The 15019-nt window shown below is 71.4% G+C and carries 18 protein-coding genes; 12 read left to right on the plus strand and 6 right to left on the minus strand.

The window, feature by feature from the left end:
- Nucleotides 1-9: 9 nt before the first annotated feature.
- Genes AB0I91_RS14050 through atpD form a run of 4 tightly spaced genes read left to right on the plus strand, consistent with a single transcriptional unit; the run spans nt 10 to nt 4921 of the window.
- Complete coding sequence (locus AB0I91_RS14050) at nt 10-846, plus strand: F0F1 ATP synthase subunit delta (protein WP_498775142.1); 837 nt, start codon at nt 10-12, stop codon at nt 844-846.
- A 59-nt stretch (nt 847-905) separates the two neighbouring features.
- The gene (gene atpA, locus AB0I91_RS14055; RefSeq protein ID WP_498775140.1) at nt 906-2549 is read left to right on the plus strand and encodes a F0F1 ATP synthase subunit alpha; all 1644 of its coding nucleotides are present in this window, start codon (nt 906-908) and stop codon (nt 2547-2549) included.
- A 7-nt stretch (nt 2550-2556) separates the two neighbouring features.
- Entirely contained in the window at nt 2557-3492 is a 936-nt protein-coding gene (locus AB0I91_RS14060; protein WP_498775138.1) for a F0F1 ATP synthase subunit gamma, read from the plus strand.
- A 1-nt stretch (nt 3493) separates the two neighbouring features.
- Nucleotides 3494-4921 (plus strand): F0F1 ATP synthase subunit beta, encoded by a 1428-nt coding sequence (atpD, locus tag AB0I91_RS14065; RefSeq protein WP_498775136.1) that lies wholly within the window; start codon nt 3494-3496, stop codon nt 4919-4921.
- Between the two features lie 62 nt (nt 4922-4983).
- Here the strand turns inward: atpD and AB0I91_RS14070 are convergent, their stop codons facing one another.
- Nucleotides 4984-5730: an IclR family transcriptional regulator gene (locus AB0I91_RS14070; protein ID WP_498775134.1), complete on the minus strand. Its 747-nt coding sequence runs from the start codon at nt 5728-5730 to the stop codon at nt 4984-4986.
- A gap of 79 nt (nt 5731-5809) precedes the next feature.
- On the opposite strand from AB0I91_RS14070, the gene AB0I91_RS14075 reads away from it, so the two are divergent.
- From AB0I91_RS14075 to AB0I91_RS14085, 3 genes are all read left to right on the plus strand, one after another.
- Nucleotides 5810-7003 carry an MFS transporter gene (locus tag AB0I91_RS14075; RefSeq protein ID WP_499637057.1) on the plus strand — a complete coding sequence of 398 codons (1194 nt, stop codon included), beginning with the start codon at nt 5810-5812 and terminating at the stop codon, nt 7001-7003.
- Nucleotides 7004-7078: 75 nt separating this feature from the next.
- Nucleotides 7079-7444 carry a F0F1 ATP synthase subunit epsilon gene (locus tag AB0I91_RS14080; protein WP_498775130.1) on the plus strand — a complete coding sequence of 122 codons (366 nt, stop codon included), beginning with the start codon at nt 7079-7081 and terminating at the stop codon, nt 7442-7444.
- Nucleotides 7445-7466: 22 nt separating this feature from the next.
- Nucleotides 7467-7898: a DUF2550 domain-containing protein gene (locus tag AB0I91_RS14085; protein ID WP_498775128.1), complete on the plus strand. Its 432-nt coding sequence runs from the start codon at nt 7467-7469 to the stop codon at nt 7896-7898.
- A 9-nt stretch (nt 7899-7907) separates the two neighbouring features.
- Here the strand turns inward: AB0I91_RS14085 and AB0I91_RS14090 are convergent, their stop codons facing one another.
- A complete protein-coding gene (locus tag AB0I91_RS14090; RefSeq protein WP_498775126.1) occupies nt 7908-8117 on the minus strand; it encodes a hypothetical protein in 210 nt (69 codons plus the stop codon).
- Between the two features lie 509 nt (nt 8118-8626).
- Nucleotides 8627-9493 carry an NAD(P)-dependent oxidoreductase gene (locus tag AB0I91_RS14095; protein WP_499637059.1) on the minus strand — a complete coding sequence of 289 codons (867 nt, stop codon included), beginning with the start codon at nt 9491-9493 and terminating at the stop codon, nt 8627-8629.
- A 91-nt stretch (nt 9494-9584) separates the two neighbouring features.
- Between AB0I91_RS14095 and AB0I91_RS14100 the strand changes: the two genes are divergently transcribed.
- On the plus strand, nt 9585-9938 hold the full coding sequence (locus tag AB0I91_RS14100) for a winged helix-turn-helix transcriptional regulator (RefSeq protein ID WP_498775122.1): 354 nt from the start codon (nt 9585-9587) through the stop codon (nt 9936-9938).
- Here the strand turns inward: AB0I91_RS14100 and AB0I91_RS14105 are convergent.
- From AB0I91_RS14105 to AB0I91_RS14115, 3 genes are all read right to left on the minus strand, one after another.
- Nucleotides 9926-10609: a winged helix-turn-helix transcriptional regulator gene (locus tag AB0I91_RS14105; RefSeq protein ID WP_499637061.1), complete on the minus strand. Its 684-nt coding sequence runs from the start codon at nt 10607-10609 to the stop codon at nt 9926-9928. The genes AB0I91_RS14100 and AB0I91_RS14105 overlap by 13 nt on opposite strands.
- Before the next feature lie 4 nt (nt 10610-10613).
- Entirely contained in the window at nt 10614-11297 is a 684-nt protein-coding gene (locus tag AB0I91_RS14110) for an alpha/beta fold hydrolase (RefSeq protein ID WP_499637063.1), read from the minus strand.
- A gap of 75 nt (nt 11298-11372) precedes the next feature.
- Nucleotides 11373-11945, minus strand: coding sequence for a cob(I)yrinic acid a,c-diamide adenosyltransferase (locus AB0I91_RS14115; RefSeq protein ID WP_498775116.1), 573 nt, complete (start codon nt 11943-11945; stop codon nt 11373-11375).
- Between the two features lie 94 nt (nt 11946-12039).
- On the opposite strand from AB0I91_RS14115, the gene murA reads away from it, so the two are divergent.
- From murA to AB0I91_RS14135, 4 genes are all read left to right on the plus strand, one after another.
- Nucleotides 12040-13296, plus strand: coding sequence for a UDP-N-acetylglucosamine 1-carboxyvinyltransferase (gene murA, locus AB0I91_RS14120; RefSeq protein WP_498775114.1), 1257 nt, complete (start codon nt 12040-12042; stop codon nt 13294-13296).
- A gap of 92 nt (nt 13297-13388) precedes the next feature.
- Nucleotides 13389-13859 carry a peptidoglycan-binding domain-containing protein gene (locus AB0I91_RS14125; protein ID WP_499637065.1) on the plus strand — a complete coding sequence of 157 codons (471 nt, stop codon included), beginning with the start codon at nt 13389-13391 and terminating at the stop codon, nt 13857-13859.
- A 17-nt stretch (nt 13860-13876) separates the two neighbouring features.
- Nucleotides 13877-14344, plus strand: a complete 468-nt coding sequence (locus tag AB0I91_RS14130; protein WP_498775110.1) for a peptidoglycan-binding domain-containing protein — start codon at nt 13877-13879, stop codon at nt 14342-14344.
- 170 nt (nt 14345-14514) lie between these two features.
- The gene (locus AB0I91_RS14135) at nt 14515-14985 is read left to right on the plus strand and encodes a peptidoglycan-binding domain-containing protein (protein ID WP_499637067.1); all 471 of its coding nucleotides are present in this window, start codon (nt 14515-14517) and stop codon (nt 14983-14985) included.
- The last annotated feature ends 34 nt before the right edge of the window (nt 14986-15019 follow it).

The following is a 15019-nucleotide window of genomic DNA, read 5'->3' on the forward strand; positions in this document are numbered from 1 at the left end:
GGAACGCCGATGACGCTGCACGCCGCTAGCCGTGACGCCCTGGCCGCCGCCGAGCTGCGGTTGCTGGAGGTCGTGGACGGCACGACCGGCCCCACCGCCAGCGAGTCCCTGGGCAAGCTGGGCGAGGAGCTGTTCGCGGTCGTCAGCCTGCTGTCGGCGCAGCCCGCGCTGCGTCGGGCGCTGGCCGACAACTCCTCGGGCCCCGAGTCCCGGGAGCAGCTGCTGCACGGCCTGCTCGACGGCAAGGTCGACGACGCGACGGTGCAGGTGCTGGCCACGGTCGTCACCGCGCGCTGGTCCAGCCCGCGCGAGCTGGTCGACGGCATCGAGTCGCTGGCCCGCACCACGCTGCTGGTGCGGGCGGAGCGGGACGGCAAGCTCGACGCCGTCGAGGACGAGCTGTTCCGACTCGGTCGCATCATCGCGGGCAACCACGAGCTGGAGCTGGCGCTGTCCGACCCGGCGGCCGAGCCCGCGGGCAAGGTCGCGCTGGTCGACAGCCTTGTGGCGGGCAAGGTCGACGGGACCACCAAGACCCTGGTGGACCAGCTCGTCCGCGAGCCGCGCGGCCAGGGCGTCGTCAACGGCCTCGGCGACCTCGCGTCGCTCGCGGCCAAGCGCCGGGAACGTTCCGTCGCCTACGTCCGTTCCGCCGTCGAGCTCGACGCGGCGCAGCAGGACCGCCTCGAGGCCACGCTGACCCGGATCTACTCCAGGCCGATCGCGCTGCACGTCGAGGTCGACCCCACGCTGCGCGGCGGTCTGCTGATCAAGATCGGCGACGAGGTCATCGACGGAAGCGTGGCCGGTCGCCTGGCGTCACTGCGCCGCGACCTCGCCGGCTGACCGACCGGAACCGCGGCCCACAAGCCCCTTTCCCAGAACGAAGTGAGAGCAGGAACGACATGGCGGAGCTGACGATCTCGTCGGACGAGATCCGCAGTGCGATCGAGAAGTACGTCTCGACCTACTCCCCGGAAGTCAGCCGGGAAGAGGTCGGCGTCGTCGCGGAGACCTACGACGGCATCGCCATCGTCGAGGGTCTGCCCGGCACCATGACCAACGAGCTGCTGGAGTTCCCCGGCGGCGTGCTCGGCGTGGCCCTGAACCTGGAAGTCCGCCAGATCGGCGCGGTCATCCTCGGCGACTTCGACAAGATCGAAGAGGGCCAGGAGGTCAAGCGGACCGGCCAGGTGCTCTCCGTGCCGGTCGGCGACGGCTTCCTCGGCCGCGTGGTGAACCCGCTCGGCCAGCCGATCGACGGCCTCGGCGACATCGTCGCCGACGACAACCGCGCGCTGGAGCTGCAGGCCGCGACCGTGCTGCAGCGGCAGCCGGTGAACGAGCCGATGCAGACCGGCATCAAGGCCATCGACTCGATGACCCCGATCGGCCGCGGCCAGCGCCAGCTGATCATCGGCGACCGCAAGACCGGCAAGACCGCGGTCTGCATCGACACGATCATCAACCAGAAGAAGGCCTGGGACTCGGGCGACCCGCAGCAGCAGGTGCGCTGCGTGTACGTGGCCATCGGCCAGAAGGGCTCCACCATCGCGGGCGTCAAGGCCGCGCTGGAGGAGGCGGGCGCGCTGGAGTACACCACCATCGTCGCCGCCCCCGCGTCCGACTCGGCCGGCTTCAAGTGGCTCGCGCCCTACACCGGCTCGACCATCGGCCAGCACTGGATGTACCAGGGCAAGCACGTCCTGATCGTCTTCGACGACCTGACCAAGCAGGCGGAGGCGTACCGCGCCATCTCGCTGCTGCTGCGCCGCCCGCCGGGCCGCGAGGCCTACCCCGGCGACGTCTTCTACTTGCACTCGCGCCTGCTGGAGCGCTGCGCGAAGCTGTCCGACGACATGGGCGGCGGCTCGATGACCGGCCTGCCGATCATCGAGACCAAGGCCAACGACGTGTCGGCGTACATCCCGACCAACGTCATCTCGATCACCGACGGCCAGTGCTTCCTGGAGTCGGACCTGTTCAACGCCGGTGTGCGCCCGGCCGTCAACGTGGGTATCTCGGTGTCCCGCGTCGGTGGCGCCGCGCAGATCAAGGCGATGAAGACGGTCTCCGGCTCGCTGCGCCTGGACCTGTCGCAGTTCCGCGAGCTGGAGGCGTTCTCCGCCTTCGCCTCGGACCTCGACGCGGCGTCCCGCGCCCAGCTGGAGCGCGGCGCGCGCCTGGTCGAGCTGCTCAAGCAGGGCCAGTACTCGCCGGTCCCGGTCGAGGAGCAGGTCGTCTCGATCTACCTCGGCACCAAGGGCCACTACGACGACATCGCGGTGGGCGACGTCCGCCGCTTCGAGTCGGAGTTCCTGGACCACGTCCGGCGCAGCCACGAGGTGATCCTGTCCGACATCCGCGAGTCCAAGAAGCTGTCGGACGACACGGAGAAGGGCATCCTCGACGCCGTCGCCGCGTTCAAGCAGCAGTTCACCGCCTCCAACGGCGCGTCGGTCGTCGACGTGCCCGCCGACGCGATGGACGCCGACAAGGTCGGGCAGGAGTCGGTGAAGGTCAACCGGCCCGCTCCGACCGAGAAGTGACGTAGGCATGGCGGCACAGATCCGGGAGCTGCGCCAGCGGATCCGCTCGGTCAACTCGACCAAGAAGATCACCAAGGCGTACGAGCTCATCGCCACGTCCCGTCTCGCCAAGGCGCAGACGAGGGTCGCGGCGTCGCGCCCCTACGCGGAGGAGATCACCTCGGTCCTCTCCGCGCTGGCGACCGCGTCCGCGAACCTCGACCACCCGCTGCTGACCGAGCGCAAGAACCCGCGCCGCGCCGCGGTCCTCGTCGTGACGAGCGACAAGGGCATGTGCGGCGGCTACAACGCCAACGTGCTGCGGGCCGCGGAGGAGCTGCTCTCGCTGCTGCGGTCCGAGGGCAAGGAGCCCGTCCTCTACGTCATCGGGCGCAAGGGCGTGGGCTACTACAAGTTCCGCAAGCGCGCCATCGCGGGCGAGTGGACCGGCTTCTCGCAGCTGCCGCACTACGTCAACGCGGTCGAGGCCGGTGACGCGCTGGTCAAGGCGTTCGTCGCGGGCAGCGACGACGAGGGCGACCAGCCCGGCCCCGACGGCGTGCTCGGCGTGGACGAGCTGCACGTGGTCTACACCGAGTTCAAGTCGATGCTGAGCCAGACGCCGGTCGCCAAGCGGATCGCGCCGATGGTCGTCGACTTCGAGCCGGAGCCGCAGAAGCTCCAGTCGGTGTACTCGTTCGAACCGAGTGCGGAGACCTTGCTGGGCGCGTTGCTGCCCAAGTACGTCAAGACCAGGCTCTTCTCGGCACTGCTGGACGCGGCGGCCTCGGAGTCGGCGGCGCGACGGACCGCGATGAAGGCGGCGACGGACAACGCCACCGAACTGGTCCGCAACCTCAGCCGCCAGGCGAACCAGGCCCGTCAGGCCCAGATCACCCAGGAGATCAGCGAGATCGTCGGTGGCGCCTCCGCGCTTACCGGTGGCGCAGGAAGTGATGAGTGACATGAGTGCTACTGCCACCACCACCCGCACCGGCCGTGTGGTCCGGGTGATCGGTGCCGTCGTCGACGTGGAGTTCCCGCGCGACGCGGTGCCGGAGCTGTTCAACGCCCTGCACGCCGAGGTCACCGCCGAGGCGGTGGCCAAGACGCTGACCCTGGAGGTCGCCCAGCACCTGGGTGACAACCTGGTCCGCACCATCTCGATGCAGCCCACCGACGGCCTCGTCCGCGGCGCGGCGGTGACCGACACCGGCAAGGCGATCAGCGTGCCCGTCGGCGACGTCGTCAAGGGCCACGTGTTCAACGCGCTGGGCGACTGCCTCGACGAGCCCGGCCTCGGCCGCGACGGCGAGCAGTGGGCAATCCACCGCAAGGCGCCCGCCTTCGACCAGCTCGAGGGCAAGACCGAGATCCTGGAAACGGGCATCAAGGTCATCGACCTGCTGACCCCGTACGTCAAGGGCGGCAAGATCGGCCTGTTCGGCGGCGCGGGCGTGGGCAAGACGGTGCTCATCCAGGAGATGATCACCCGTATCGCCCGCGAGTTCTCCGGCACGTCGGTGTTCGCCGGCGTCGGCGAGCGCACCCGTGAGGGCACCGACCTCCTCCTCGAGATGGAGGAGATGGGCGTGCTCGGCGACACCGCCCTGGTGTTCGGTCAGATGGACGAGCCGCCCGGCACCCGCATGCGCGTCGCGCTGTCCGCGCTGACGATGGCGGAGTACTTCCGCGACGTGCAGGGCCAGGACGTGCTGCTGTTCATCGACAACATCTTCCGGTTCACCCAGGCGGGTTCGGAGGTGTCGACCCTGCTGGGCCGCATGCCGTCCGCCGTGGGTTACCAGCCGACGCTGGCAGACGAGATGGGTGAGCTCCAGGAGCGCATCACCTCGACGCGCGGTAAGTCGATCACCTCGCTGCAGGCCATCTACGTGCCCGCGGACGACTACACCGACCCCGCGCCGGCCACCACGTTCGCCCACCTGGACGCGACGACGGAGCTCTCCCGTCCGATCTCCCAGAAGGGCATCTACCCGGCGGTGGACCCGCTGTCCTCGTCCTCCCGGATCCTCGAGCCGTCGATCGTCGGCGAGGAGCACTACCGGGTGGCGCAGGAGGTCAAGCGGATCCTGCAGAAGTACAAGGAGCTGCAGGACATCATCGCCATCCTCGGCATGGACGAGCTGTCCGAGGAGGACAAGGTCCTCGTCGGTCGCGCCCGTCGCCTGGAGCGCTTCCTCGGCCAGAACTTCATCGTGGCCGAGAAGTTCACCGACCAGCCGGGTTCGTTCGTGCCGATCAAGGACACGATCGAGGCGTTCGACCGCGTCTGCAAGGGCGAGTTCGACCACTACCCGGAGCAGGCGTTCTTCTCCTGCGGCGGGTTGGACGACGTCGAGGCCAACGCCAAGAAGCTCGCCGGCAAGTAGGGCCGGGCTTTGCCGAAGGGTCGTTCCCCGCTCGGGGGACGGCCCTTCGGCCGTCGCGGGGCTCAGTGGGAGGCCCAGCCCAGGGCGCGGGAGATGGCCAGGCCGCACGTGCGCACGGCGGGCACGACGGTGTCCGTGCGGGTGCCCGTGGGCACGACGACGGACACCGCGGCCACCACGTCGCCGTCCGGTCCGCGCACGGGGGCGGCGACCGAGTAGGTGATCATCTCGATCTGGCGGTCGCTGATGGCGTAGCCGTCGCGGCGCACGCGGGCCAGGGCCTCGCGCAGTTCCGGCGCCGACGCGATCGTCCTGGGCGTGAACCGCTTGAGCGGCGCGGCCAGCACGGCCTCCTGCACGGCGACGGGCGCGGCGGCCAGCAGCACCAGGCCGACGCCCGTGCAGTGCGTCGGCATCCGGCTGCCGACCCGCGTCACCACGTTGACCGCGTCCCGCGCCGAGATCCGCTCCACGTACACGACCTCCGTGCCGTCGCGCACGGCCAGCTGGACGTTGTGCCGCGTGACCTCGTAGAGGTCCTCCAGGAACGGCAGGGCCCGGTCTCGCAGGTCGAGGCTGCCCGGCGACAGCGCGCCCAGCTCCAGCAGCCTCAGGCCCACGCGGTAGCGGCCGTCGGGCGCGCGGTCCAGGGCGCGCAGCTCCACCAGGGACGCCACCAGCCGGTGCGTGGTGCTCAGCGGCAGGCCCGAGTGGCGGCTCAGCTCGGACAGCGTGACCGCCGACCGGTCCACGGTGAACACCGACAGCAGCGAGAACGCGCGCTCCAGCAGCGACTTCGGGGTGGGCACCGGCCCAGTCTCCCAACGGCCTTCCGCTCATCGGAAACCGCCCTGCCCCGGCCAGGGTGACCCACACCACCCTCCCGGTATGAACAAATGGGTGCTCCCGCTGGGCTGGACGGCGGTACTGCTCGACGGCTTCGACCTCGTGGTGCTCGGCACCGTCCTCCCGGTCCTGCTCGACACGGGGCAGTGGGGCCTCACGCCGGCGTCCGCGTCGGTCGTCTCCACGGCGGGCCTGGTCGGCATGATGCTGGGCGCGATGGCGATCGGCACGGTCACCGACCTGGTCGGGCGGCGCAAGGCGCTGATCGCGTCCGTGTGCGGCTTCTCCTTGTTCACCGTGCTGTGCGCGGCGGCGCCGTCGATCGAGGTGTTCGGCGGGCTGAGGTTCCTCGCCGGCCTCGGCCTCGGCGGCTGCCTGCCGACGGCCATCGCGCTGGTCGACGAGTTCGCGCCGGCGCGGCGGCGCGGCCGGGCCACCACGCTGGTCATGACCGGCTACCACGTCGGGGCGGTGCTCACCGCGCTGCTGGGCATGGCGGTGATCCCGTCGCTGGGGTGGCGGGCGTTGTTCGTGATCGGCGCGGCGCCCGCGCTCGTGCTGGTGCCGCTGATGGTGCTGCTGCTGCCGGAGTCGCGGGCGTTCCGCTCGGCGCCGGTGTCGGCCGGGAGGCTGGTCGGCTCGCTGTTCCGGCCCGGCCTGCGGCGGGCCACGGTGGCGTTCTGGGCGGCGTCGTTCATGGGGCTGCTGCTGGTCTACGGCCTGAACACGTGGCTGCCGCAGATCATGCGCGCGGCCGGGTACCCGCTGGGCGCGGCGCTGGGCCTGCTGCTCACGCTGAACGTCGGCGCGGTGGTCGGGCTGCTGGTCGCGGGCGCGGTGGCGGACCGGGTCGGCGTGCGGCCGTCGACCATCGGCTGGTTCGCCGCGTCGGCGGCGGCCCTGGGCCTGCTCAGCGCACGGCTGCCGACCGCGGGCGTCTACGCGGCGGTGTTCGTGGCCGGGTGCTTCGTGTTCAGCGCGCAGGTCCTGGTGTACGCGTACGTGGGCCGCGTGTACGACGACGGCAACCGCGCCACGGGTCTGGGGTGGACGGCGGGCGTCGGGCGGATCGGGGCCGTCAGCGGGCCCGTGCTGGGCGGGGCGCTGCTCACCGCGGGCCTCGCGCACCCGTGGGGTTTCTACGCGTTCGCCTTGGTGGCGGCCCTGGGCGCGGTCGCGGTGACCGCCGTCGGAGCGGTCTCCGGGCGGGTAGCCGCGGGCCGTGGGAACGACTGAGGGTGGCTGGTGCGGCGGGGTGCACCGGTCACCGTTTAGACTGCGGTGGACTCCAGTCGACTCAGGGAGATGCGCGTGGCCGAGATGACCGTCCAGCTGGTCGCGGTGGAACGCCGCCTGTGGTCCGGCACGGCCACCTCGGTGGTCGCGCAGACCCTCGAAGGCGAGATCGGCATCCTGCCCGGCCACGAGCCGGTGCTCGGCCAGTTGGTCGAGGGCGGCGTGGTCCGGATCCGCACCACGGACAACGAGCTGGTGACGGCGGCCGTGCACGGCGGGTTCCTCTCCGTGACCGGCGACGGCGTGAGCATCCTCGCGGAGGCCGCGGAGCTCGCCCACGAGATCGACGTCGAGCAGGCTCGCTCGGACGTGCAGAACGCGGACGACGTACAGCGGGCCCGGGCGATCGCGCGGCTCCGCGCCGCCGGGCACTCGGCCTGACGCGGACGGGCGGACGAACGCCGTGGGGATCGCCGAACTGGTGGGGCTGGTCCTGTTCGGCGCGGTGGTCGTCCTCGCGTACCTGGCGTGGCGGCGAGTCCGGCTGCTGCGCGCGGGCGGCGTGCACGTCGCGCTGAGGTCCAGGCTCAAGGGCTCCGGCCGGGGCTGGCACCTGGGCGTCGGGCACTACCGGGGTGACGAGTTCACCTGGTTCCGCGTGCTGAGCCTGAGCCCCGGCCCGGACATGGTCATCTCCCGCGAGGGCTTCGAGATCGACGACCGCCGCGAGCCCACCGCACCGGAGGCGTACGCGATGCCCGCGGGCGCGGTGGTGCTCCGCTGTCGCGGCAACAAGGGCGAGGTCGAGATCGCGATGGGCCCGGACGCGCTGACAGGATTCCTGTCCTGGTTGGAGTCAGCGCCTCCGGGCCGATCCATTCCCTGGGCCTCCTAGCGACCACCGTCAGGTGAGGTCGAGGCCTCCGGTGACGGCCGGCCGCACCGCGGTCGTCGAGCTGATCGCCTCGTTGTCCAGCAGGTGGTCGTCGCCCTCGGGCAGGGACGCCACGGCCCGGAAGGTCACCTTCCCGAGCGCGACGTCGTGCGTGCGGACCTGGACCACTCGCGACGTGGTGGCCGAGCGGCCGTCCCCGGTGGTGTGGGTCAGCGTCACGGTGTAGTCGCCGTCGGCCGCGTAGCGGTGGTGCGGTCGCGTCGTGTTCGGCGAACGCGTCGTTCGGGAGCGCGGCGAGCCCGCTCACCGCGAACGTCAGCGACCCGCCCGAGCCGGCGTGGTACGAACCGGCGAGGAAGTGGTAGCTGGTGCCGGCCGTGACCGCGACCTCGACGCGCGACTGGTGGCTGCCGTTCCGGTCGTCGTTGCAGGCGATCGGGGTGAGCGAGCCGCGGAACCCGGTGTGCGCCGAGTGATCGGCGTCGCCCGGTCGAAGTCGTCGTTCGCGGGCGGCGCGGCGTGCGCGATCCCCGGGACGAGCAGACCGAGGAGGACGGCCACCACGACCGATCCGGATCTTCGTGTTCCGCGCACGGCGGGGTACCCCCACGTCGAGTGGACGCTCCTCGGCGTCCGGACCCGGCAGAGTGAACACAAGGACGATCGGTCGTGGTGGCCCATCGGTGGTCCGGACACTCGATCGGTCCGGGGACGTCACCCGGACAGAGTCAGGCGGGCTGCCTGATGCTCTCGAAGATCCTGGCGAAGCCCTCCTTCCCGTGACCGGCGTCGACCTGCTGCCGGATCAGGTTCTGCACCATGCCGACCACCTCGGTGGAGATGCCCTGCGCGGCGCTGGCGTCGAGCATGTCGCCGAGGTCGGAGAACTCCAGGCTCTGCTGTCCCGGCACGGTGTAGTCGCCGCCGTCGACCACGGCCGCGAACCCGGCGAACCCACCCGTCATCGCGGCCAGCCACGGCGCGGCCCGCCCGGCGAACTCGGTCGCCGTCACGCCCGCGCCCGCGACCATCGCGGCGCCGTGCAGGAAACCGGCGAACATCACGTACATGCCGGCGAGCAGGGCCAGGTCGTACAGCGACGCCAGGCCCGCGTCCTCGCCGAAGTACGCGCTCTCGCCCCACAGGTCCAGCAGCGGGCGGTGCCGCTCGAACGCGGTGGCCGAGCCGCTGTAGAGGACGGACGAGCCGGGCCGCCCGATCATGTCCGGCACGGCCATGATGCCGCCGTCGAGGTACACCACGCCGTGCGCCGCCGCCCAGCCGGCGAACTCCCTCGACTGGTCGAGCGTGGTCGTGGTGACGTTGACCAGCGTGCGGCCGGTGAGCAGGTCGGCCACCGGGTCGAGCACCTCGTGGACCGAGTCGGCGTCGAAGAGGCAGGCGATCACCACGTCGGACGCGGTCACGGCGTCGCGGACGGAGCCGGCGGCCGTGCCGCCGAGGTCGACGAGGGCTTCGGCCTTGCCGGGCGAGCGGTTCCAGACGGTCGTGACGTGCCCGGCGCGGACCAGGGCGGTGGCGAGGGCGGCGCCCATCGCGCCGAGCCCGAGGACGGTCGCTTTCGTGTTGGTCATGCCGAGATCGTCACTCGTACCGGTACGGTTGACCAGTACGGACTATTTTGTGCAGTACCCACCTTTTGGTAAGCACCCCCGGGAGGGGCCGATGGCGGCTCGACGTGGTCCCTACTTCTGCGGCATCGACGCCGCGATGGACGTGGTGTCCGGCAAGTGGAAGTCGCTGATCCTGTGGGAGCTGGCCGAGCACGGCGTGCGGCGGTTCGCCCAGCTGCGCCGCGGCCTGCCGGGCGTGAGCGAGAAGATGCTGGTCCAGCAGTTGCGCGAGCTGGAGGAGGACGGCCTCGTGCACCGCGAGGTGTTCCCCGAGGTGCCGCCGAGGGTGGAGTACGAGCTGACCGAGCACGGGGTGTCGCTCAACGAGGCGCTCGCCGCGCTGGGCGTGTGGGGCACCGCGCGGATCGAGCGCATCGGCGCCGAGAAGGTGGTCTACGCGTCCTGAGCGGGCACCCGCTCGGCGGGGCTCGGCCGGCGGAACAGGGTGCCCAGCCTGCGCAGGGCCTCCTGGTCGCCGGAGGCCGAGGCGGCGCCGGAGGCGATCTTGTCCGCCAGGCTCGACCGGCCGTCGGCCAGCGAGGCGAAGACGTCCTCGTCGGTCTCGACCACCGCGTCGGGCCGCCCGGCGGGGCCGTGGCCCGCGTCCACCTCGCCGTCGTCCACGCGGACGTGGAACACCTCGTCGCCGACCCGGAACTCGTAGACGGCCCGCACGCCCGCGGCGGCCTCGGCGTCGAAGAACGCCTCCATCGCCAGCACGGCCCAGCCGGGGTGGAACGCCTCGCCCGGGCGTCGTTCGCCCATGGCCCACCTCGTGCCCCAGCGGGCCAGGGCGAGCACGGCCGGCCCGAGCTCCCGGCCTGCCTCGGTGAGGTCGTAGGCGGGGGTCCGGGCCGGCGCGGGCAGCGTCACCTTGTGCGCGAGGCCTTCGTGTTCGAGGTGCTTGAGCCGGGCCGCGAGCAGCCCGGTGCCGAGGCCGCGCAGGCTCTGCTGGAGGTCGCCGAACCGCTTCGGCCCGGTCAGCAGCTCGCGGACCAGCAGGAGCGTCCAGCGCTCGCCGACGAGGTCGAGCGTCCGCGCGGTCGCGCAGTACTGGTTGTACGTCCGCTGGTCCACCGGCTCATCCTAGGGTCGCCGCCCCCCGGCCCACGACGGCGAGCAGCACGTCCGCGATGCGGCGCGGGTGGGTCAGCGGCGCGTCGTGCGGCCCGTCCACCGGCACGGTCCGGTAGCCGAGGTCGGCGGCGAACCGGGCGAACGGGAACGTCTCCGGCACGCAGTGGACGCCGGTGCCGGGGACGCGGTCGACGGCGCCGGTGAGGCGGGTCGGCTCGGTGAACGTCCGCAGCGCGTGGGTGCGCAGCCGCTGGTCGAGCCAGTGCGCGTCGTCGGGGTCGGTCACGCCGAATGACTCGGCTGCGGGCGGTGCGATCAGGCCGTCGGCGTTCGCGGCGGCCGTGACCCTGGCGGTGAACCAGTCCGGCGCCAGGTCGGTCAGGCTCGCGCCGTCGGGCCCGGCCCAGCCGTCGACCAGCACGAGGTGGGCCACCCGGTGCGGGCGGAGGTCGGCGGCCTGGCGGACCACCAGGCCCGCGTAGCTGTGGCCGACCAGCACCAGGTCCGGGTCCGCGACGGCGTCGACCGCGGCCACCACCTCGTCGGCGTGGTCGGACAGTCCGACGTCGCGGTCGTGCGTGAGGTCGGGCGTGACGACGTGCGCGCCGGTCGCCGTGAGCAGGGGTGCGACCCGTTCCCAGGCCCAGCCGCCGTGCCACGCGCCGTGGACGAGGACGTAAGTGGTCATGGTCGACCTCCGGGTAGGCGAACTTCCTGTTTTCGAAGCTTAGACTTCAAAAACAGGAAGCGCTACCTCCCGGGGTCAGGCGTTGGCGCCCGGCTGCCAGAGCACGTCGCCGTCCGGGTTGGCGACCCTGGCCAGGATGAACAGCAGGTCGGAGAGCCGGTTCAGGTACTTCGCGGTCAGCGCGTTCGTCTGCTCGGCCTCGACCTCGATCAACGCCCACGCGCCCCGCTCGGCCCGCCGGGCGATGGTGCGGGCCTGGTGCAGCAGCGCCGCGCCGGGTGTGCCACCGTTGAGGATGAACGACTCCAGCTTGCCCAACCGGGAGTTGAACGCATCGCACCACGACTCGAGCCGGTCGACGTAGGCCTGGGTGATCCGCAGCGGCGGGTACTTGGGGTCGGGGGCGATCGGCGTGCAGAGGTCGGCGCCGACGTCGAACAGGTCGTTCTGGACCTGCCGCACCACGTCGGCGACGTCGGGTTCCAGCGCGCCGAGCGCCAGGGCGACGCCGAGCGCGGCGTTGGTCTCGTCCACGTCGGCGTACGCCGTGATGCGGGGTGAGGTCTTGGGCACCCGGGAGAAGTCGCCGAGGCCGGTGGTCCCGTCGTCGCCGACGCGGGTGTAGATCTTCGTCAGGTGCACGGCCATGCGAAGCACTGTAGACACCGCGGTGGCCCACCACGGACGGGCACGATTCAGACCGTACGTAGGATTGCGGCACAACGAGCAAGGAGTCCGTTACGTGAGTGAGCACTTCCGGGTTCAGGGCGGTGGGCGGCTCGTCGGCGAGGTCGCCGTCGTAGGCGCGAAGAACAGCGTGCTCAAGCTGATGGCGGCGGCACTGCTGGCCGAGGGCACCACCACCATCACCAACTGCCCGGAGATCCTGGACGTGCCGCTGATGGCGGACGTCCTGCGCAGCCTCGGCTGCGAGGTGGCGATCGACGGCCGGGTCGTCACGATCACCACCCCGAAGGAGCTCAACCACCGCGCCGACTCCGAGGCGATGGGCAAGCTGCGCGCGTCCGTGTGCGTGCTCGGTCCCCTGGTGGGCCGGTGCAAGCGGGCCGTCGTCGCGCTGCCGGGTGGCGACGCGATCGGCAACCGGCCGCTGGACATGCACCAGAGCGGCCTGCGCAAGCTCGGCGCGCACAGCGAGATCGAGCACGGCTGCGTGATCGCCGAGGCCGAGGGCCTGCACGGCGCGCAGATCTGGCTCGACTTCCCCAGCGTCGGCGCGACGGAGAACATCCTGATGGCGGCGGTGCTGGCCAACGGCACCACGGTCATCGACAACGCCGCCCGCGAGCCGGAGATCGTGGACATCTGCGTGATGCTCCAGCAGATGGGCGCGAAGATCGAGGGCGCGGGCACGTCCACGCTCACCGTGCACGGGGTGGAGTCGCTCCAGCCGACCGAGCACCGGGTGATCGGCGACCGGATCGTCGGCGCCACCTGGGCGTTCGCGGCCGTCATGACCCGCGGTGACATCACCGTGCGCGGCGTGGACCCGCACCACCTCGACCTGGTGCTGGAGAAGCTGCGGATGGCGGGTGCGGACGTGACCACGCTCGACGACGGCTTCCGCGTGGTGCAGACCGACCGGCCGCGGTCGGTGGACTTCGTGACGTTGCCGTACCCCGGTTTCGCCACCGACCTGCAGCCGTTCGCGATCGCGCTGTCGAGCGTGTCCGACGGCACGTCGATGATCACCGAGAACCTGTTCGAGGCGCGGTTCCGGTTCATCGAGGAGATGGTGCGGCTGGGTGCGGACGCGCGCACCGACGGCCACCACGCGGTGGTGCGGGGTGTCGAGCGGCTGTCGAGCGCGCCGGTGTGGGCCTCGGACATCCGCGCGGGCGCGGGGCTGGTGCTGGCCGGGCTGTGCGCGGACGGCGCGACCGAGGTGTACGAGATCTTCCACATCGAGCGCGGCTACCCGGGCTTCGTGGAGAACCTGCGCAAGCTCGGCGCGACCGTGGAGCGCGTCAACGCCTGACCCGCACCCGGTGTCGGGTGTTCGCCGGATACTGCGTGAGCAGCGACCTCCCTAGAGTCAGTGCGCGTTGGCCGACTTCAGGGGGAAGGCACGTGAGAGGATTCTTCGGCGGGTCGGGCCGGCGCGGGAGGGCGCTCGGCCTGGTCGCCTTGACGGTGGGAGCGGCGGCCATCGCGTTCTCCGCACCGGCGTCGGCCGCGGAGCCGCCTCGGTGCACCACGATGACGGAGATGGTGCGGTCGGGTCACACGATCGCCGTGCCGACGGCCAAGGGCAGCACCTCGTGCCAGATCGGCCGCGACTACGCGGCGAACGCGACGCTCGTGTCCCGGTTCCAGTTCACGATGCGCCGGTGCTACCCGACGTTGAACCTGGCGTCGCCCTACTCGGACGAGAAGGTGGGCGACCTCTTCGCCGACGGCAGCTTCGGGCCTCGCACCGAGGCCGCGTTGAAGGCCGTGCAGCGCTACATCGGCACCGCCGCGGACGGCATCTACGGCCCGAACACCCGCGATCGGATGAAGTTCACGACGCCGGATCGCGTCTACTGCTACGGCTACTGAGTTCGAGGGGGATCAGCATGAGGGAAGGTTCAGGCTTGCGCCGGTTCGGCGTGGGTGTGGCAGCCGTGCTCATGGCCGTCACCGGGATGGCCGTGTCGGGGGGATCGGCGTCCGCGGCGACCGACCTGTGCGTGAAGATGGTGCCGCGCTACGTCGGCAGCAACATCAGCATCATGGTTCCGGCGAGCAGCGCGAACAGCCAGACGTGCCTGATCGGCAGCGGCCTGGTGGCGAACTACAAGATCGTGACGCTGTTCCAGGCCACGATGATCAAGTGCTACGGCGGTCTCCGGCTGGCGTCGCCGTACGAGGACGAGTTCATCCGCGACCTCGACGCCGACGGCAGCTTCGGCCCGCGCACCCAGGCCGCGTTGAAGGCGGTGCAGAGGTCCATCGGCGCCACGGTCGACGGGTCCTACGGGCCCAACACCCGTGATCGGATGAGGTTCATCGACGACCGCAACCGCTACTGCTACGCCTACTGAGCTGGGCGACGCGCACCGGACAGCCCTCCTGACCAACCGGGTCAGGAGGGCTGTCCGCGTGTCGTCGCCTGACCCCGCACCCCGGTGTCGGGAGTTCGCCGGACACCGCGTGAGCAGCGACTTCCCTAGAGTCGGGGCATCGTGATGCCGGTGATCTCGGGGGGAAGCGCATGAGGCGGTCGACGGGTGGCAGGGGTCTGCGGAGCAGGGCGATCGGACTGGTCGCCCTGGCGGTGGGCACGGCGGTGATCGGGCTCGCCGCGCCGGCGTCGGCCGCGACCCTGCCCCGCTGCACCTCGACCTCGGAGGTCGTGCGGTCGGGCCACACGATCGTGGTGCCGGTGAGCATCAGCAGCACCTCGTGCCACATCGGCCGCGACTACGCGGCGAACGCGACGGTCGTGGGCCGGTTCCAGCTGACCATGAACCGGTGCTACGCGAGCCTGAACCTGGCCTGGCCGTACTCGGACGAGAAGGTCGGCGACCTCGATGCGGACGGCAGCTTCGGGCCGCGTTCCGAGGCCGCGCTGAAGGCGGTGCAGCGCTACATCGGCACCGCCGCGGACGGCATCTACGGCCCGAACACCCGGGACCGGATGAAGTTCCTGACGCCGGACCGCAGCCGCTGCTACGACTACTGACCCGCGGGCCCGACACGCCCGACTCCGACCCGCC

The organism is Actinosynnema sp. NPDC049800, assembly GCF_040656635.1.
Taxonomy (GTDB): Bacteria; Actinomycetota; Actinomycetes; order Mycobacteriales; family Pseudonocardiaceae; genus Actinosynnema.

Excerpts from the sequence above, each read along its gene's own strand:
- AB0I91_RS14100 (WP_498775122.1), top strand. The coding sequence starts at position 9,585 with ATGGCGGCTCGACGTGGTCCCTACTTCTGCGGCATCGACGCCGCGATG.
- AB0I91_RS14060 (WP_498775138.1), top strand. The coding sequence starts at position 2,557 with ATGGCGGCACAGATCCGGGAGCTGCGCCAGCGGATCCGCTCGGTCAAC.
- atpD (WP_498775136.1), top strand. The coding sequence starts at position 3,494 with ATGAGTGCTACTGCCACCACCACCCGCACCGGCCGTGTGGTCCGGGTG.
- AB0I91_RS14095 (WP_499637059.1), bottom strand. The coding sequence starts at position 9,493 with ATGACCAACACGAAAGCGACCGTCCTCGGGCTCGGCGCGATGGGCGCC.
- AB0I91_RS14115 (WP_498775116.1), bottom strand. The coding sequence starts at position 11,945 with ATGGCCGTGCACCTGACGAAGATCTACACCCGCGTCGGCGACGACGGG.
- atpA (WP_498775140.1), top strand. The coding sequence starts at position 906 with ATGGCGGAGCTGACGATCTCGTCGGACGAGATCCGCAGTGCGATCGAG.
- AB0I91_RS14050 (WP_498775142.1), top strand. The coding sequence starts at position 10 with ATGACGCTGCACGCCGCTAGCCGTGACGCCCTGGCCGCCGCCGAGCTG.
- AB0I91_RS14110 (WP_499637063.1), bottom strand. The coding sequence starts at position 11,297 with ATGACCACTTACGTCCTCGTCCACGGCGCGTGGCACGGCGGCTGGGCC.
- AB0I91_RS14130 (WP_498775110.1), top strand. The coding sequence starts at position 13,877 with ATGAGGGAAGGTTCAGGCTTGCGCCGGTTCGGCGTGGGTGTGGCAGCC.
- AB0I91_RS14135 (WP_499637067.1), top strand. The coding sequence starts at position 14,515 with ATGAGGCGGTCGACGGGTGGCAGGGGTCTGCGGAGCAGGGCGATCGGA.
- AB0I91_RS14075 (WP_499637057.1), top strand. The coding sequence starts at position 5,810 with ATGAACAAATGGGTGCTCCCGCTGGGCTGGACGGCGGTACTGCTCGAC.